The organism is Providencia sp. 2024EL-00732, assembly GCF_044006275.1.
In the GTDB taxonomy this organism is placed as follows: domain Bacteria; phylum Pseudomonadota; class Gammaproteobacteria; order Enterobacterales; family Enterobacteriaceae; genus Providencia; species Providencia huashanensis.
Genome location: NZ_JBIPDG010000003.1, coordinates 264,642 through 284,063, shown reverse-complemented (window position 1 = coordinate 284,063; position 19,422 = coordinate 264,642). Strand labels below are relative to the sequence as shown.

Annotated in this window: 15 protein-coding genes; 11 read left to right on the top strand and 4 right to left on the bottom strand. The window is 41.0% G+C overall.

Annotated elements, in window-relative coordinates; genetic code table 11:
• Positions 1-27 precede the first annotated feature (27 nt).
• On the bottom strand, positions 28-3,186 hold the full coding sequence (locus tag ACHB7C_RS08040) for an efflux RND transporter permease subunit (protein WP_042848167.1): 3,159 nt from the start codon (positions 3,184-3,186) through the stop codon (positions 28-30).
• A gap of 15 nt (positions 3,187-3,201) precedes the next feature.
• Complete coding sequence (locus tag ACHB7C_RS08035; RefSeq protein WP_042848165.1) at positions 3,202-4,389, bottom strand: efflux RND transporter periplasmic adaptor subunit; 1,188 nt, start codon at positions 4,387-4,389, stop codon at positions 3,202-3,204.
• Positions 4,390-4,523: 134 nt separating this feature from the next.
• On the opposite strand from ACHB7C_RS08035, the gene acrR reads away from it, so the two are divergent.
• The 3 genes from acrR to mscK all read left to right on the top strand — a co-directional run bounded on the left by acrR (position 4,524) and on the right by mscK (position 9,027).
• Complete coding sequence (gene acrR, locus ACHB7C_RS08030) at positions 4,524-5,174, top strand: multidrug efflux transporter transcriptional repressor AcrR (RefSeq protein ID WP_042848164.1); 651 nt, start codon at positions 4,524-4,526, stop codon at positions 5,172-5,174.
• A 12-nt stretch (positions 5,175-5,186) separates the two neighbouring features.
• Complete coding sequence (locus tag ACHB7C_RS08025) at positions 5,187-5,540, top strand: DsrE/DsrF/TusD sulfur relay family protein (RefSeq protein ID WP_042848163.1); 354 nt, start codon at positions 5,187-5,189, stop codon at positions 5,538-5,540.
• Positions 5,541-5,646: 106 nt separating this feature from the next.
• The gene (gene mscK, locus ACHB7C_RS08020; protein ID WP_131680963.1) at positions 5,647-9,027 is read left to right on the top strand and encodes a mechanosensitive channel MscK; all 3,381 of its coding nucleotides are present in this window, start codon (positions 5,647-5,649) and stop codon (positions 9,025-9,027) included.
• Here the strand turns inward: mscK and ACHB7C_RS08015 are convergent.
• Positions 9,024-9,200 (bottom strand): DUF2496 domain-containing protein, encoded by a 177-nt coding sequence (locus ACHB7C_RS08015; protein WP_042848160.1) that lies wholly within the window; start codon positions 9,198-9,200, stop codon positions 9,024-9,026. The genes mscK and ACHB7C_RS08015 overlap by 4 nt on opposite strands.
• Before the next feature lie 27 nt (positions 9,201-9,227).
• Complete coding sequence (gene priC / locus ACHB7C_RS08010; protein ID WP_042848158.1) at positions 9,228-9,776, bottom strand: primosomal replication protein PriC; 549 nt, start codon at positions 9,774-9,776, stop codon at positions 9,228-9,230.
• Between the two features lie 143 nt (positions 9,777-9,919).
• Here priC and apt point away from each other — a divergent pair, with 143 nt between their 5' ends.
• The 8 genes from apt to wzz(fepE) all read left to right on the top strand — a co-directional run bounded on the left by apt (position 9,920) and on the right by wzz(fepE) (position 19,378).
• Positions 9,920-10,471: an adenine phosphoribosyltransferase gene (gene apt, locus ACHB7C_RS08005; protein ID WP_042848155.1), complete on the top strand. Its 552-nt coding sequence runs from the start codon at positions 9,920-9,922 to the stop codon at positions 10,469-10,471.
• Between the two features lie 111 nt (positions 10,472-10,582).
• The gene (gene dnaX / locus ACHB7C_RS08000) at positions 10,583-12,505 is read left to right on the top strand and encodes a DNA polymerase III subunit gamma/tau (protein ID WP_042848152.1); all 1,923 of its coding nucleotides are present in this window, start codon (positions 10,583-10,585) and stop codon (positions 12,503-12,505) included.
• Positions 12,506-12,553: 48 nt separating this feature from the next.
• Positions 12,554-12,883 carry a YbaB/EbfC family nucleoid-associated protein gene (locus ACHB7C_RS07995; RefSeq protein ID WP_004260403.1) on the top strand — a complete coding sequence of 110 codons (330 nt, stop codon included), beginning with the start codon at positions 12,554-12,556 and terminating at the stop codon, positions 12,881-12,883.
• Positions 12,883-13,482 (top strand): recombination mediator RecR, encoded by a 600-nt coding sequence (gene recR, locus ACHB7C_RS07990; RefSeq protein WP_042848149.1) that lies wholly within the window; start codon positions 12,883-12,885, stop codon positions 13,480-13,482. Before ACHB7C_RS07995 ends, recR begins: the two co-directional genes overlap by 1 nt.
• Before the next feature lie 806 nt (positions 13,483-14,288).
• The gene (htpG, locus tag ACHB7C_RS07985) at positions 14,289-16,157 is read left to right on the top strand and encodes a molecular chaperone HtpG (protein ID WP_166685775.1); all 1,869 of its coding nucleotides are present in this window, start codon (positions 14,289-14,291) and stop codon (positions 16,155-16,157) included.
• Between the two features lie 192 nt (positions 16,158-16,349).
• Positions 16,350-16,994 (top strand): adenylate kinase, encoded by a 645-nt coding sequence (gene adk / locus ACHB7C_RS07980; RefSeq protein WP_004913624.1) that lies wholly within the window; start codon positions 16,350-16,352, stop codon positions 16,992-16,994.
• A gap of 173 nt (positions 16,995-17,167) precedes the next feature.
• Positions 17,168-18,133 (top strand): ferrochelatase, encoded by a 966-nt coding sequence (gene hemH / locus ACHB7C_RS07975; RefSeq protein ID WP_166685766.1) that lies wholly within the window; start codon positions 17,168-17,170, stop codon positions 18,131-18,133.
• 123 nt (positions 18,134-18,256) lie between these two features.
• The gene (gene wzz(fepE), locus ACHB7C_RS07970; protein ID WP_225832991.1) at positions 18,257-19,378 is read left to right on the top strand and encodes an LPS O-antigen length regulator Wzz(fepE); all 1,122 of its coding nucleotides are present in this window, start codon (positions 18,257-18,259) and stop codon (positions 19,376-19,378) included.
• The last annotated feature ends 44 nt before the right edge of the window (positions 19,379-19,422 follow it).

The window sequence follows — 19,422 nt, the reverse complement described above, 5'->3', positions numbered from 1 at the left end:
GTGGCTCTTTTTAAGTCTTATAGGTAATTAATGCGAAGCTGGTGGATGGCTGTGTTCAATATCTTCAGACTTCTTAGAGAAACGGCGACGGATCACCACGAAGAAGACTGGGACAAAGAAAATAGCCAGTGAAGTTGCTGCGAACATACCACCCAGAACACCCGTACCTACTGAGTTCTGAGATGCAGAACCTGCACCATTACTAAATACCAGTGGAATAACACCTAGCATAAATGCCAGTGATGTCATCAGGATTGGTCGTAAACGCATCTTAACTGCGTCAAGTGTTGCCTCGACTAACCCTTTCCCTTCTTTTTCCATTAAGTCTTTGGCGAATTCAACAATCAATATTGCGTTTTTCGCCGAGAGCCCAATGGTTGTTAGTAGACCTACTTTAAAGTAAACGTCATTATCTAAGCCTCGAACTGAGGTGAAGATTAATGCCCCGATAATACCTAGCGGAACGACTAACATAACAGAGAACGGAACTGACCAACTTTCATACAGTGCTGCCAAGCATAGGAAGACGACTATCAAGGAAATCGCATATAGAGCAGGGGCTTGGTTACCTGCTAAACGTTCTTGATAAGACATCCCCGTCCACTCATAACCAATTCCTTTTGGCAGGTTTTCAGTCGTGAGTTTTTCCATTAGCAGCATAGCATCCCCGGTACTTTTACCTGGGGCAGCCTGACCTTGAATGTTCATTGATGGGACACCGTTATAACGCTCTAAACGTGGTGAACCAAACTTCCAAGGGTCTTGGGATGTGTCCAAAAATGCAGAGAATGGAACCATTTTACCTTGGTTGTTACGAACATACAGGTTACTGATATTTTTTGGCAGCATGCGGCTTTCTGCGTCACCTTGTACGTAAACTTTCTTCACACGACCGCGGTCGATAAAGTCATTCACGTAGGCTCCACCGAAGATCGAGCTTAATGTTGCGTTAATATCACTAATCGCAACACCTTGTGCCTGTGCTTTTTGTTGGTCGATATAAATACGGTACTGTGAGGTATCATCCTGACCATTTGGACGGACACCTTGCAGCATTTCTGGGTGCTGAGCTGCTAATCCAAGTAACTGATTACGGGCTTCCATTAATTTTTCATGCCCTAAGTTAGCTTTATCTACAAGCTCGAAGTCGAACCCGTCGGCGGTACCTAACTCAACAATTGCCGGTAGGTTAAATGCGTAGATTAGCGCTTCTTGTTTTTGTGACAGCGCGATATTAGCGCGTTGTACAATCGCATCGACGTGGTTTTCATCACCTTTACGCTCGCTCCAGTTTTTCAGAACGATAAAGGCTAGACCCATATTTTGTCCTTGACCTGCGAAGCTAAAGCCCCCAACGGTAAAGACTGACTCAACGTTTGCTTTTTCTTCGGTAAGGTAGTAGTTGTTAACTTCATCCAATACCGCTTGCGTTTGTTCTTGGGTTGATCCAGGTGGTAATTGGATCATTGACAGGAATACCCCTTGGTCTTCTGCTGGTAAGAAAGAAGACGGCAAACGCACAAACATAAAGGCCATGCCCGCCACTAATATCAGGTAGATGACAAGATAACGGCCTGTACCGTTAAGCATGCGGCTTACACTGTCAGTATAATGGTGAGCTTGCTTTTCAAACATTCGGTTAAACCAACCGAAGAACCCTTTCTGGCTACCGTGACTGCCTTTTTCAATCGGCTTCAACATGGTTGCGCACAGTGCTGGCGTTAAAATCATTGCCACCAGAACTGAGAATACCATTGATGATACAATCGTGATTGAGAACTGACGATAAATAGCCCCCGTAGACCCTCCAAAGAAAGCCATTGGGATAAATACTGCCGAAAGTACCATTGCGATACCGACTAATGCACCTTGGATTTGACCCATTGATTTTTTGGTCGCTTCTTTTGGTGACAAGCCTTCTTCTTGCATTACCCGCTCAACGTTTTCAACAACAACGATGGCATCATCGACCAGAAGACCGATGGCAAGAACCATGGCGAACATCGTCAGGGTATTTATCGAGTATCCGAATGCCGATAAAATAGCAAAAGTACCCAATAATACGACTGGAACGGCAATTGTAGGTATTAAGGTTGCACGAATGTTTTGTAGGAACAAATACATTACCACAACAACTAGCATGATTGCTTCAACCAACGTTTTAACCACTTCGTTAATCGAAATTTTAACGAATGGGGTTGTATCGTATGGATAAACAATTTCTAACCCTTGAGGGAAGAAAGGTTTCATATCTTCAAGAGCTGCGCGCACGTTATTAGAGGTATCTAATGCGTTTGCACCTGTCGCCAACTTAATACCAATACCAGCAGCAGGTTTACCATTAAAACGGGCAATCGTGCTGTAGTTTTCTGCACCTAATTCGACATCAGCAACATCTTTAATGCGTACTTGTGAACCATCTTGGTTTACACGCAGCAAAATATTGCTAAATTCTTCAGCATTATTTAAACGTGTTTGTGCAATGATAGAAACGTTTAAACGCTGGTTAGCAATTGAAGGTGAACCACCGAGTTGCCCTGCTGCTACTTGGTTGTTTTGAACCTTGATAGCATTAATGACATCCGTTGTGGTCATGTTGTATTTAACGAGCTGTTCTGGTTTTAACCAGATACGCATCGCATATTGCGTACCAAATAGTTGCGTTTCACCGACACCATTTACTCGGCTAAGTGGGTCTTTAATATTTGACCCAACATAGTCAGCAATGTCGTATTGCCCCATTGAGCCATCATTAGAAACGAAACCGGCAACCATTAAGAAGGAACTAGTTGATTTATCAACACTAATACCTTGCTGCTGAACCTCTTGTGGCAGCAATGGCATTGCCAGTTGCAATTTATTTTGTACCTGTACTTGCGCTATATCACCATCAGTACCTGCTTCAAACGTTATTGTGATGCTAGCAGAACCTGATGAATCACTGCTCGATGACATATATACCAAGTTATCGATACCGTTCATATTTTGTTCGATAACCTGAGTTACGGTGTTCTGTACAGTCTCAGCATCCGCTCCCGGATAGTTAGCTGAAATAGAAACAGCCGGTGGCGCGATGGTTGGGTACTGTGAAACAGGTAACTGGATAATTGCCAACAGACCAGCAAGCATGGTGATAATTGCAATTACCCACGCAAAAATTGGTCTTTCTATAAAAAACTTAGGCATTAATCAGCCGCTCCCTTATTTAGACTTTTCTTCAGGTTTTGCCTGATTGTCTATGGATTGCGTTTCTAAGTTAGCTTCCTTAGGATTCACAACAATTCCTGGTTTGATTTTTTGTAAGCCGATGACAATGATGCGATCACCTTCTTGTAAGCCATCAGTTATCAGCCATTTATTGCCAATAGCTTGACCAGCTTTAACCGCCCTGACTTCAACTTTATTCTCAGCGTTGACGACCATAACTTGAGAAGTCCCTTGAGCTGTACGGGATAACCCTTGTTGTGGCACCAAAATCGCTTTTTCAATTATGCCATCTTCTAATACCGCACGAACAAACATACCTGGAAGTAACTCTTTGTTCGGATTAGGGAAAACGGCTCTCATTGTGATAGAACCTGTTGTTTCATCAACAGTCACATCAGAGAACTCGAGAACACCTTTTTGTGCGTATTCTAGGCCATCATTACTGATTAAGCTTACAGGGGCTTGACCAGATTCTCTTTGGACAGCACCTTTGGCTATCTCATTTTTTAGACGTAAAAAATCATCGCTTGATTGAGTGACGTCTACATAGATAGGGTCTAGTTGCTGAACACGCATTAACTCAGTTGCTTGACCAGTAGAAACTAATGCCCCTTCAGTGACATTCGATTTACCAGTACGACCACTGATTGGCGCAGTTACTTTGGTATAGTTCAGGTTAATACGTGCAGTTTCAACTGCGGCTTCAGCCGCTTTAACAGCAGCAAGAGCTTGTGCATAAGTTGATGTTGCTTGGTCGTATTCCTGACGGCTAATGTAATTAGTGCCTAACAATGGTTTATAACGTTTAACTGTCAATCCTGCTAAATTTGCATTTGCTTGCGCTTTCGCTAATTCAGCTTTTGCACTGTCATAGGTTGCTTGGAATGGTGCAGGGTCAATCTGGTACAAAGATGTGCCAGCTTCGACATCGCTACCTTCTTTATAGTTGCGCTTCAAAATGATGCCACTAACTTGAGGACGAACCTCAGCAACACGAAATGCAGATGTACGGCCTGGTAACTCGGTTTTGAGCGTCAGAGGTTCGGCTTTAAGCGTAACAATTCCTACTTCAGGCGCCGGGCGTTCTCCGCCACCTTGTTGTTCGTCGTTACAACCGGATAAAGCTAAGCCACCTGAAAGAACCAACAGAGCCAGAGGTAACACCCCTCTGTTTTTTCGCATAAGTTAACCTCAATTAATCAATATGAGTTCAAAACAAAAATAAGAAAAATGGTAAACAATATGATTTATCACTGTGCTATAGTACAAACATACACGATTGTATGTAAATCAGCTTTCGATAGAAACGGGTCACAATGGCACGAAAAACTAAACAACAGGCTGAAGAAACTCGTCAGGAAATATTAGATGCTGCTATCAAAACATTCTCTGAACGAGGCGTTTCTGCCACATCATTAGCCGATATTGCAAAAGCCGCCGGGGTTACCCGTGGGGCGATATATTGGCATTTCAAAAATAAAGTTGATCTTTTTTATCAAGCCTGTGAGTTTGGTGATAACCAAATTGTACAAGCTGAAGAATATTATCGTTCTAAATATACCAATGATCCACTTTCAATACTAAGAGAATTGTTAGTTTTTATTTTAACTGATTTCATTGAAAGCCCTAAAAACCGCGCTCTGATGGAAATATTTTTTTTGAAGTGCGAATTAGTCGGTGAAATGGCGGCGCTAGTTGATTTTAAACGGGCTAATTATGTTGCTAGCCAATGTCGAATTGTTGAAAACTTACACTCGTGTATTGCGGCAGGGCAATTACCGGCAGACCTAAATGTCGACTGCGCTGCTATTATGATCCGTTCTTTGATGTCAGGTTTATTGGAAAACTGGCTACTCCAGACAGAAAACTTCAATATAAATCAACACACCATTACATTGGTTGATACACTATTAGAGACTTTAAAAAGTAATGCCGCAATACGGCTTAAACCAATTCAAACTGAATAATTGGAGTGTAAAATGTCATCTATCCTGATTATTGCCAATGGCGCACCTTACGGCAGTGAAACATTATTTAACTCATTGCGTTTGGCGATCACCTTAAAAGAGCAAAATTCACAGTTGGATTTAAAAGTTTTCTTAATGTCAGATGCAGTGGCTGCGGGCTTGGCTGCGCAAAAACCCAAAGAAGGTTATAATCTTCAACAGATGTTAGAAATTTTAACCGCACAAAATGTTCCCGTGAAATTGTGTAAAACATGTACGGATGCACGAGGAATTAGCGAACTTGCTTTAGCGGACGGTGTTGAGGTTGGGACGCTTGTTGAACTCGCCAGTTGGACATTAAGTGCTGAGAAAGTATTAACGTTCTAGTCTGGGGTCGTGCAATATTTACCTAGTGTGCTGATAGTTGTTTATCAGCACTTTGTGTAATAAAACAATATGTGAAAGCTTATTATGAGTATATAGGGATGTTGTTATGATGAAACAACAACGGAATTGGCTACATTTAATTAGCATAATCTTATTATTTGCCACAGTGCTTTTTTCCTATCCTGTTAACGCATTAACCACGAGTCATTTACCGAGTAAAAATGAGATTAAAAGTGCACTCGATGCATTGAATAAAAAAAGTGCCTTGAATGAAGATGATAAATTAGCGTTAGCGGATTTAGAAAAAACATCTGATTTTTATGAGGAACTGAGTAAATTAGAACAACGAACTGAAGAACTACAAGAAAAACTCAACAATACCAGTGAAGATTCGAGAAAAGCGGTTCAAGGTTTACAGCAAATAAAAAAAGAAAATAAACAAGTTGCAGCAAACTTCGCTGAACAAATTCAAAAAAGCACACTTTCCCAATTAGAAGCATTGAAATCATCTTACCTAGAAAACCTTCAAGTTGAACACAGTGACCTCGCTACCTACAGTAGTCAATTGATAGGGTTACAAACTCAACCTGAACGAGCCCAAGCGCTGATGCTAGAAAATGCGAAGCGTTTGCAAGATATTCGTAATGAATTAAATAATACACAAGACGATGTGGTGAGCTTAAGGCCAACCCAAATCAATATGCTACTGGTAGAACAATATCTATTACAGCAGCAAAATGAGTATCAAAAACGCATTCTACAAAGCAATACCCAATTGCAAGATGTATTGCAAAAACAACGCGATTATACCGCGGCTTATATTGAACAGCTCGAAGTCTACATTCAACAGATCCAAGCTGAAATTAGCCACCGGCGGCTTAATGATTCCCAATCGACGGTACGTGAAGCATTGAGTACCTCTGAAACAGATATTAACGTTCAACAAAACCCGATTATTCAAAAAGAAATTGCGATTAATAATACATTAAGTGATCGGCTTATTGCGGTGACAGAAGACAGTAATAAATTAGTACAAAATGGTATACGAGTTAAAACGTGGCTTGAAAGAGCGACACAATCAGAGCGAAACTTAAAAGAACAGATCAATGTATTACGAGGTAGTTTGTTGTTATCTCGAATTTTATTTCAACAACAAATTGATTTACCCGCTAATATTTTAACTAAAAACTTACCTACGACAATTGCTGATTTGCGCCTTGAACAATTTGATATTAATCAGCAGCGTGATGAACTATACCAACCCAGTGATTACATCACTAAATTAGAACAGCAATTAGAGGTTAAAACGGGGGATGACCCAGAAGCGTCAACCTTATTATCAGAGGAAGACAAAGCGGTTTTAATAAAACTGTTGGAAGTTCGCCGAGGGTTGTTAGATGAGCTGAATCAACAACTCGGAGGGCAAATTTCACAAGCAATTAATTTAGAGTTAGATCAAAACCAATTATTGAGTGTTGTGAGTTCTCTTGAAAACATATTGGCACAGCAAATATTTTGGGTGAACAGTAATAAACCGATTGATTTAGAATGGCTGAAAGCCTTTCCCGAAGCGGCGACTGCACAATTCGACAATGTTGATTTATCCATTTCAAGCCGTAGCATTATGAAGGGCGTCAGTAACTCTTTGCTGGTGGTTATTCCGTTAGTGTTAGTCGCGCTAATTTTTATTTGGTTTAACCGTAAGATTAATCGACGATTACAGGATATCGACCAGCACCTTTCAAGTTTACGTAGTGACAGCGTATTAAGTACACCATTTGCCTTATTATTAACGTTAATGCAGACCTTGCCCGTATCATTGTTTTTATTAGCTATTGGTTATTGGTTTTTGAAAACAGGTAATGCTCAAGGGCCCTTTGTTTGGAAATTTTGTCAGCAATTAGCCATCTTCTGGGTGTTATTTGAGCTAACTTATCGGGTACTTAAACCCCAAGGTATCGCGCAAAAACACTTTGCTATCGAAAAAGAGAAAATAACACTTGCTCGACGTGGTCTGTTCAGATTATCTATCCCTTTGTTACCGCTTATTTTCTTTTCGACTTACGGAATTAGCAATCCATTAAAAGTGTCAGAAGATGTGATTGGTCAGCTAGTAGTGTTAATTTCCTTAGTGCTACTGTGTATTTTTACCACTCCATTTTGTAAGCGGGTTTGGCAAGAAAGGGGCAGTCATTTAACTCGGAGTATTGTTGTGGCACTACTGACATTTTCACCATTGATTTTAGTGGGGTTGATGATGGCGGGGTACTACTACACCACATTACGTTTGACGAATCGTTGGATAGACAGCTTATATTTATTGTTGCTGTGGCATATCACTTATAATGCCTGCTTGAGGGGGTTGACATTAGTCGCTCGAAAGCTTGCGTATCAACGAGCTATTGAACGACGTGCGATGTCTAAGCAAGAAGAGACAGAAAATGAGCCAATTAAAGAACCCCCTATGGCCATTGATTTAATTAGCCAACAGTCGTTGCGCTTAATGACAATGGTCTTATTTATTATCTTTGCACTAGCGTTCTATGCTATTTGGTCTGACTTTATTACGATTTTTTCCTTCTTAGACAGCGTGAATTTGTGGGGCTACACGGCGACTTCGGCGGAAGGTGGCAATATTTTACAATACGTGACGCTTGCCAATTTAATTTTAGCGTTAGTGATTATTGTTGTGTCATGGGTGATGACGCATAACTTACCTGGGTTATTGGAAGTCCTGGTATTATCTCGTTTGAAGTTGCGTCAGGGCTCAACCTACGCCATTAAAGCCATATTAACTTACAGTATTATTGGTATAGGAGCGATTGCTTCGCTGGGGATGATTGGCGTAACTTGGAATAAATTACAGTGGTTAGCCGCTGCTTTAACCGTTGGCTTAGGGTTTGGTTTACAAGAAATTTTTGCTAACTTTGTTTCTGGGATCATCTTATTATTTGAAAGGCCAATTCGTATTGGTGATACGGTGACGATCGGCGAATATTCAGGGACGGTGAGTAAGATCCGCATCCGAGCGACTACCATTGTTGATTTCGATCGTAAAGAGGTCATTATTCCCAATAAGGCTTTTGTGACTGAAAGGTTGATCAACTGGTCGCTTTCAGACACCGTCACACGGGTAACGATAGCAATTGGTGTTGCTTATGGGTCAGATCTCGACAAAGTTAAGCAAGTTTTATTATCTGCGGCGACCAGTAACAGCAAAGTAATGACAGAACCTGCGCCTAATGTTTATTTTACTAGTTTTGGCGCGAGTACTTTAGATCACGAATTGCGTTTTTACGTACGCCAAATTGGTGATCGGTCTGTAACGAATGATGAAATAAACCGAGCGATAGACAAACTATGTAGAGAAAATGATATTGATATTGCCTTCAACCAACTAGAAGTTCATTTGCATAATAGCCAAGGGGATGAAGTGCAAGAAGTCAAGCGTACATTAAAAGACGGTGATGGCAACTTAGCTAATTAGCGGTCTTTCGTGCAGGTGGCTTGGGCCGCCTGCATTTGCTTCGAAATATAGTCATTTCTAACAATATCAAGGGCTTTTAGTACGATATCTGTGTCTATTTCTGAGGTTTCTAATAAATAAATCAAATCAACGGCAAGCTGTATTTCTAGCGGTGCATCTTTAAGCGAAGACATGGCAATTCCTTTTGTCGTTAATGTTGATTAATCAAAATATTGGTTTTCTTGGTGCTCAATAGCTTTTTCTATCCGTAACAGTGCTTGTCGGCAACGGTATAAACGGCCTGCCAATACGGCAAGTTCTTTTTGGCATTGGTGCTGTAAACGATGATCCGTTAGTTGGCTTAGGTGAAGTTCTTTTTCACTGACCATTGACTGCAAACGGCGTTCGTAGTCTTGATGTTGTGATAAACGTTCATATAAATCAATCTGCTCTTTCTTCTTGGTAAATGTTGATTCTTTCTCCCGCAAGGGTTGTGTCGAAATCTCACGAGAAATTGCCTGTATCTGGTGAACGATTTTTTCTGTGAGGAAATTGACCTGCTCTGCATGGTTTAGCGTGACACTATGGCAAAGCTGTAGATAAAGCGCTTTTAACTCGTTTTGGCAATCACCAAGGCGCGTCGACTTACGATTAAATAATTGCACATCAAAGCGGGAATGCGAAAACTCAAGGTCCTTTATTGGGCTCACTCGCGTCTCTAATTCATCAATCTGCTTTTTTAACGCATCTAAAAGAGCGGGGATTTTCATTTTTTATTCTCATTAAATGTGAAAAATAGCGTAATATTGATATTCAGCAACAAAAGCAACTGCAAATAGTCGGCTTCTTGTTGCATTTTTATGGTACTTTACATAAATTCTACACTTTCGTGTTTACTATATTGGCTTTTATTATGACCGCTAAAGAGCAACAACTGCAATTGATTAAAGAAAGTATCGCATCTATTCAAGATTATCCAATCGAAGGTGTGATTTTTCGTGATATCACGACTTTGTTAAACACCCCAGCAGCATACCAAGCAACCATTGATATGTTAGTTGAGCATTACCAAAATAAAGGGGTTACTAAAATTGTAGGGACTGAAGCACGTGGTTTTCTATTCGGTGCACCTGTCGCATTACGTTTAGGTGTTGGTTTTGTTCCTGTACGTAAAAAAGGGAAACTACCGCGTGAAGTATTAAGTATGACTTATGACCTTGAATACGGTACCGATACCCTTGAAATCCACAAAGACAGCATTACCCCAAATGATAATGTATTGGTTGTTGATGACCTATTAGCAACTGGTGGCACTGTCGAAGCAACAGTTAAAATGATCAAGCAGCTCGGTGCTAATGTGGTTGAAGCCGCATTTATCATTAGCTTACCTGACCTTGGTGGTGTGGAGCGGCTACAAAAAGAAGGCGTATCTTCTTACAGCTTAGTTGAATTCCCTGGGCACTAATCTTTATTTTCCCTCTATTTTTATCACAACCTCGCCGTAAGGGTTGAGGCTGTGGTAGCATGTACTAAGATTATATTTATTCACGTATCATGTTAAATTACTGTGGGAACCATGAGCTATCAGGTACTTGCCCGTAAGTGGCGACCTCAAAAATTTTCAGACGTTGTTGGCCAACAACACGTCTTGACTGCACTTGCTAATGGGCTGGAGCACCAGCGGCTTCATCACGCCTATCTTTTCTCGGGCACACGAGGCGTAGGGAAAACGACGATTGCTCGCCTTTTTGCCAAAGGTCTTAATTGCGAAAAAGGGATCACGGCATCCCCTTGTGGTCAATGTGTCAACTGCTTGGAAATTGAACAGGGCAGGTTTGTCGACCTAATTGAGATTGACGCAGCTTCACGAACTAAAGTGGAAGATACCCGCGAATTACTCGATAACGTCCAATACGCACCAGCACGCGGTCGCTTCAAAGTCTACTTGATTGATGAAGTCCACATGCTGTCACGTCATAGCTTTAATGCCTTGTTGAAAACCCTTGAGGAGCCGCCAGAACACGTAAAATTTCTTTTGGCGACGACTGACCCACAAAAACTTCCCGTGACTATTTTGTCACGTTGCTTGCAGTTCCATCTAAAAGCGTTAGATGTCACTCAAATTAGCGAACAACTTGAATTAATTCTTAATGCTGAAAATATTGAACATGACCTGCGTGCTCGCCAGCTGATAGCGAGAGCCGCTGATGGTAGTTTACGTGATGCATTAAGTTTAACAGACCAAGCCATCGCGATGGGGCAAGGCAAGGTAACTGCTGACATAGTGAGTCAAATGCTTGGCACACTGGATGATGAGCAACCATTAGCTATCATTGAGGCATTAGTCCGTGCTGATAGCATCGCCGTGATGAGCCAAGTGGAGCAAGCGGCTAGCCGAGGTGCGGACTGGGAGAATTTACTGGTTGAAATTTTAACCCAGTTACACCGCATCGCGATGATCCAACTTCTTCCTGCGGAGCAAGAAACAGACCCATCTTCGATAGACGGGCGCTTGCGGCAAGTTGCAAGGGTTATTTCTCCAGCAGATTTACAGCTTTTCTACCAAACCTTGTTGGTAGGAAGAAAAGAATTGCCCTATGCACCTGAGCGGCGTATGGGGGTAGAAATGGCCTTATTGCGAGCACTGGCATTTCACCCTAAAAGTGTAATCGAAGAAATTGAAGCGCCTCCTCGGGTGATCACACAAACGGTAACACAGAGTGCACCTCAAAGGGGAGCGCCGCCACAAACTCGTGCAGAGAATTTGCCAGAAAATAGCCCAACCTTGCAGTTATTAAAAGCTAGGCAGACCCTGCAATCACCCCAAAGCGAGGACCCTGGCCTAAAAAAGGCTAAACCGGCGACGTCTGAAAAGGCTAAGCCGGCGGTATCAGCACTAGAAAGGCTGGCCGCCGTGACCAGCAAACACCAACAAAATGTGGAAAACAAAGCTTCACAAGGGGTGAAAGCTCAGAAACCAAAGCCGTATCAGTGGAAAGCTCAGAACAAAGAAACAATGGCTCAAAAAGATGCCGTTACGACGCCAAGTGAGATCAAAGAAGCGTTAGAATATGAGAAAACCCCTGAATTAGCAGTAAAAATTATTGAAGAAGGGCGGGAGCGAGACAGCTGGTCCGGGACAATAGCAAAATTAAATATTCCTAAGCTGGTTGAACAATTAGCTTTGAATTCATATATAGAAGAATTAAGTGAGTCGCAAATTGTTTTACATTTGCGTTCATCTCAGAAGCACCTCGATAAGCCCCAAGCGCATAAAGCGCTAGAGGAAGCTCTGAGCGAGCAGTATGGTCGTTCTGTTGAACTGAAAATCGTTCATGATGATAATAGTGATGTGAAAACACCACTAGAATGGCGACAGGCGATTTATGAAGAGAAACTGGCGCAAGCTCGTCAGTCAATTATTGCGGATAAGACGATTCAAAAACTTCGCTCTATGTTTGATGCGCAGTTGGATGAAGAAAGTATTCGCCCCGTTTAACGCTACAGTATATTGGTTAATCTGTAGCCTCAGTTGTGAGAGAAAACTATGTTTGGTAAAGGTGGATTGGGTAACCTGATGAAACAGGCCCAGCAAATGCAAGATAAAATGCAAAAAGTTCAGGAAGAAATCGCTCAACTTGAAGCTACAGGCGAGTCTGGTGCTGGCTTAGTGAAAGTGACAATTAATGGTTCGCATAATTGCCGCCGTGTTGAGATCGACCCTAGCTTGTTAGAAGATGACAAAGAAATGTTAGAAGACTTGATTGCAGCGGCATTTAACGATGCGGCTCGACGCATTGAAGAGACACAAAAAGAGAAAATGGCGAGCGTTTCTAGTGGTATGCAATTACCACCAGGCTTTAAGATGCCATTCTAATGCAAACAAGTCCGCTTCTTGAATCATTAATGGAAGCGTTGCGCTGTCTTCCCGGCGTTGGGCCAAAGTCAGCGCAGCGTATGGCTTTCCATCTTCTACAGCGTGACCGGAGCGGTGGGATGCGTTTAGCGCAATCTCTCACAAGTGCAATGTCTGAAATTGGTCATTGCCGTGATTGCAGAACGTTTACCGAGCAAGAGGTTTGTAATATTTGTGCGAATCCGCGTCGTCAGCAAAATGGTTTAGTTTGTGTTGTCGAAAGCCCAGCAGATATCTATGCCATTGAACAAACTGGGCAATTTTCAGGGCGCTATTTTGTTCTTATGGGGCATTTATCGCCATTGGACGGTATTGGTCCGATAGATATTGGCCTTGATAGGTTAGAAGAACGCTTAGCGGTAGAGACGATCACAGAAGTGATTTTAGCGACAAACCCGACGGTAGAAGGTGAAGCAACAGCAAACTATATTGGGGAAATGTGCGCACAATATGGGGTGGCAGCGAGCCGAATTGCTCATGGGGTGCCTGTGGGTGGGGAATTAGAGTTAGTCGATAGTACGACGCTGTCTCATTCGCTCTCCGGCCGCTCTCGATTGTAATATCCTCGTCATATTTCAAGCTGTAGGGGTGTTGGCTGCACTCGGCGACTCGGGTCACATACTGATGTATGCTCCCCGAGATCTCCTCATTTGCCGCCTACCTACAACTTGAACTATTTAGAGGATAGTATTGATTTCGTTTTTCTAAAATCACCCTACAGAATTCAGTTACTAATTTGAGTCGTGGGGGCTACACTCGGCGACTCGGGTCACATACTGATGTATGCTCCCCGAGATCTCCTCATTTTCCGCCTATCTACAACTTGAACTATTTAGAGGGTAGTATTGATTTCGTTTTTCTAAAATCACCCTACAGAATTCAGTTACTAATTTGAGTCGTGGGGGCTACACTCGGCGACTCGGGTCACATACTGATGTATGCTCCCCGAGATCTCCTCATTTGCCGCCTACCTACAACTTGAACTATTTAGAGGATAGTATTGATTTCGTTTTTTTAAAATCACCCTACAGAATTCAGTTACTAATTTGAGTCGTGGGGGCTACACTCGGTGACTTGGGTCACATACTGGTGTATGCTCCTGGGGATTAACGTATTTTGATGCCTAGCTACAGCACAAATTATTTAGAGTATATGATTGGAGATGAGTAGAATTATTTCTTTCATTAACTATCTTTAAAATGATTGCGGTTGTTATTATTTCCTTTCTAATCATTGGTTTTGGTTTTTTCTTCAGTAAATTTTTTTGTCTTTATCGCTTGAATTTTTGTTTTTCGCCCCCAACTAATCTGCATCGATAAGTCAAACCTATCCAATTAGATTGATGAAATAGAGGCGATTAATGAGTATGAAAGGACAGGAAACGCGTGGTTTCCAATCAGAAGTTAAGCAACTCCTCCAATTAATGATCCACTCTCTTTATTCGAATAAAGAGATTTTCTTACGCGAATTGATCTCCAACGCATCAGATGCGGCGGATAAACTGCGTTTTCGTGCGTTATCTAAACCAGAACTGTATGAGAATGATGGTGAATTGCGTGTACGTATTAGCGCAGATAAAGACCAAGGTACATTAACGATTAGTGATAACGGTATTGGTATGAGCCGTGAAGAAGTTATTGATAACTTGGGGACTATCGCAAAATCAGGTACGAAAGCATTTTTAGAATCTCTAGGTACTGATCAGGCAAAAGATAGCCAAATGATTGGTCAATTTGGTGTTGGTTTCTATTCAGCTTTTATTGTCGCAGATAAAGTCACAGTACGTAGCCGTGCAGCAGGAGCCCCTGCGGATGAAGGTGTTTTTTGGGAATCTGCGGGTGAAGGTGAGTATACTATTGCCGATATTGAAAAAGCGGAACGCGGTACAGAAATTACGTTGCATTTACGTGACGATGAAAAAGAATTCCTTGATAACTGGCGTCTACGCTCAGTAATTAGTAAATATTCAGACCATATTGCCCTACCTGTTGAAATTGAAGATAAAAATGAAGAAGACGGTACGGTAACGTGGGAAAAGATTAACCAAGCTAAAGCACTATGGACACGTAGTAAGTCTGATATCTCTGATGAAGAGTATGTTGAATTCTATAAACATATTTCCCACGACTATGCTGACCCTTTGACTTGGACGCACAACCGTGTTGAAGGTAAACAAGAGTATACCAGTTTACTGTATGTTCCTTCTCAAGCACCATTCGACTTATGGAATCGTGACCAACAGCATGGCCTGAAATTATACGTTCAACGCGTATTTATTATGGATGACGCTGAACAGTTTATGCCAAATTACCTACGGTTTATTCGTGGTGTATTAGATTCCAATGATTTGCCATTGAACGTTTCTCGTGAAATATTGCAAGATAGCGCATTAACACGCAGTTTACGTAGTGCATTGACTAAACGTGTTCTACAAATGCTTGAAAAATTGGCGAAAACAGATGCGGAAAAATATCAAACTTTCTGGCAACAATTTGGTTTAGTGATGAAAGAGGGCCCTGCGGAAGATATGGCAAATGGTGAAACCATTGCTAAACTTCTGCGTTTCGCGACCACTCAAACAGATAGCAGCGTGCAAAATGTTTCTTTAGAAGACTACGTTAGCCGTATGGTGGAAGGGCAGGATAAAATTTACTATATCACCGCAGATAGCTATGCGGCGGCAAAAGGTAGCCCACACCTCGAATTATTCCGTAAAAAAGGTATTGAGGTATTGTTGTTATCCGACCGTATTGACGAATGGATGATGAACTATTTGTCTGAGTTTGATGGCAAACAATTCCAATCAGTCAGTAAAGCTGATGAGTCATTAGATAAACTTGCGGATGAAAACAAAGCTGAACAAGAAGAAGCGGATAAACAATTAGCACCATTTGTTGAGCGTGTAAAATCATTCTTGGGTGAAAGGGTTAAAGACGTCAAACTGACGCATCGTTTAACCGATACTCCAGCGATTGTCACCACAAATGCTGATGAAATGAGCACTCAGATGGCGAAATTATTCGCTGCGGCTGGTCAAGCTGCGCCAGAAGTGAAATACAACTTCGAATTAAACCCAGCACACCCATTGGTGAAAAAAGCGTCTGAAGTGTCAGATGAGTCTGTATTTGCTGATTGGGTTGATGTGTTATTGGATCAAGCATTATTGGCCGAGCGTGGTACATTGGAAGATCCAAATTTATTTATACGGAAAATCAACGAATTGCTTTTAAAATAAGTTAATTTTGTACTTTCGTTTTTGAACATAAACCACGCTTTTGCTTGTGCTTTAGCGTGGTTTTTTTCTTTTGCGAAAAAAGATAAATGCGAAAACGTTTACGTGTGTTCTTGAGTAAAGCGCCATGCTAATGGTATGGTAGCTTGTTTTCTTTTCAAATTATAAAAATCTAAATAGCAAGGGGTTTACGCAATGCGTATCATTCTGCTTGGCGCTCCAGGCGCTGGTAAGGGCACTCAAGCTCAATTTATTATGGAAAAGTTTGGGATCCCTCAAATTTCAACAGGTGACATGCTACGTGCAGCTGTTAAGTCAGGGAGCGAACTTGGTTTGCAAGCTAAAGAATTAATGGATAACGGTAAATTAGTGACTGACGAATTGGTTATCGCATTAGTTAAAGAGCGTATCAAACAAGATGATTGCCGTAATGGGTTCTTGTTAGATGGGTTCCCTCGCACAATCCCGCAAGCGGATGCCATGAAAGAAGCGGGTATTACCGTTGATAACGTCCTTGAATTTGATGTACCAGACGAAATCATCGTTGAGCGCATCATTGGCCGTCGTGTACATGCACCATCTGGTCGTGTTTACCACATCAACTTTAATCCACCGAAAGTGGAAGGTAAAGACGATGTAACCGGTGAAGAATTAACGATACGTAAAGATGACCAAGAAGATACCGTACGTAAACGTTTAGTTGAGTACCATGCATTAACGGCTCCTTTAATTGCTTATTATCAAAATGAAGCAAAACAAGGTAATACGAAGTACTTCAAATTGGATGGTACACGTAAAGTTTCTGAAGTTAGTGAAGAATTAGCAAAAATTTTAGGTTAATATTGGCACTCCTTATGCTTCTTGTTACTGTATAACAGTAACTTGCGTTATTAAGGGTGTAAACCAAGTATAAGGCAGCGAGATCGCTGCCTTTATTGTTATACCACTTGGTGATAAAAATAGTTATTTAACTATGTTAATGTTGGGAATGATTATCAATTAGGAGTTGTTTCATGTCAGAAAAAAAATACGGCATTTTATTGGCTAACCTAGGAACACCTGATGCCCCAACAACCTCAGCAGTTAGACGCTATTTAGCAGAATTTCTTAGTGATACTCGCGTTATTGATGTACCTCGTCTAATTTGGAAACCTATTCTATATGGTGCAATTTTGCCTATTCGGTCGTCGAAAGTCGCGAAATTATATCAATCTATTTGGTTAGAAGACGGCTCCCCATTATTGGTTTACTCTTTACGCCAAAAGCAAAAATTAGCCGCTTTGTTGCCTAATATTCCAGTAGATATAGGGATGAGCTACGGTTCACCATCAATTAAAACTGCGATTGATAACCTGATGGAGCAAGGGGTTACTGATTTAGTGGTCTTACCTTTATATCCACAATATTCATGTACCACAACTGCTGCGGTTTATGATGCAGTTACAAGGGCATTTCAAGGTCGACGTACTATTCCGTCAGTTCAATTTATTCGGAGTTATGCCACTCATCCTGCGTACATTAAAGCACTGGTAACTTCTATTGAAGCTAGTTTTGCCAAGCACGGTGAACCAGATAGGCTGGTATTGTCTTTCCACGGCATTCCTAAGCGTTATTGTGATACAGGTGATATCTATCAGCAAGAATGTGAAAAAACCGCTCAGGCATTGCGTGAAGCCTTAAATTATCCAAGTGATAACGTGTTACTCACTTACCAGTCACGTTTTGGACGAGAGCCTTGGCTCATGCCCTACATGGATAAAACAATGCATGAATTACCCAGCCAAGGTGTAAAATCAGTTCAGGTTATTTGTCCTGGGTTTTCAGTTGATTGTTTGGAAACATTAGAAGAGATAAGCGAACAAAATAAAGAGTTCTTTATTAGCAGTGGTGGTCATAAATATAATTACATATCGGCTTTAAATGATAATCAAGATAGTATTAGCATGATTAATTTAATAATTGAAGATGTATTAAAGTAGTCAATGCATACAATTAATACAAAAAAGTTAGCTTATCGATATATCAAAAATTCGATTATAGACTATAATAACTTATCTGAAATTAAAAACGATTAAACAAATTTTATGTCTTTTGGAATTAATATGAGCAATGAGCAACCGCCACGAGGCAATAATATAGAGCAGAAATCAAATACTGCTCCTCAGTTTCATTTACAGCAGAATGATGAAATTGACCTCATGGCATTATTTTCGATTTTATTAAAGCATAAGCTCTTAATTATTATTTTTACTGCTTTCTGTATTGTGTTGAGCGCGGGGATTGTCAGCTTTTTACCCCAAAAATGGAGTAGTACAGCAATTGTTATTCCTCCTACATCTGAAAACATCCAAGAAGTAAACAAATTAAAAGCGCAATTAGACGCACTAGAAATCCCTATTGATTTAAGTGCTCAGCGCATTTTTAGCGTGTTTGTTGATCAGTTTCGTTCAAAAGTTAACCAGAGCGAATATGTAAAAAGTACACGGTATTTTCAGCAGTTAGCGCAAAATATCGAACCGAAAGATGATGTTGCTAGTCAACAACGGTTAGTGAATCAAATCATTACCAACGATATCCAAATTCAAGACCAATCGAAAGAAAAAAACAGTACCTCCAATGACATTGTTTTAAAGTTTACGGCGTCTTTACCTATCGAAGCACAAGACTTACTTGAGGGGTATATTCGCTATAGTGCATCAAAAGTGAGGCAGCAAATTAAAGTTGAGATAGATAACACTGTTTCTCAGCGGTTGATCTTTGCTAGCGAATCACTGAAACGCGAAGTCAGTAAAATCCAAACGGAATATGATGTTAAAGTTGAACGCTTAAAGCGAGCTGTTGACATCGCGAAAGCTGCTGGGATAGAAAAACCGATTGCGAGTGATTCTGTAACGATCAACGATGACCCTGACTACCCAATTGCGCTTGGTACAGAAGCCTTAGAAAAGAAATTACTGATTGAGACACAAAACCGTGATTTAGCTTTAATGAGCGAAACCTTGCAGAACCGTCAAATTTATATTGATGAACTTAATGCGTTAACGAGCAAGGAGTTAGACTTTGCACCCGTGATGTTTATTTTGACACCGGATTTCCCACTACAAAAAGATTCACCTAAATCATCGCTTATTGTGGCATTGAGCGCAGTTCTCGGCTTTATATTGAGCTGTTCATTTGTATTGAGTCGCCAGTTATATCGTGATTATAAACAGCAAAATGTGTAATTATTCAGCTAGATGATAGTAATCAAGCCAGCACTTTCTTTTGA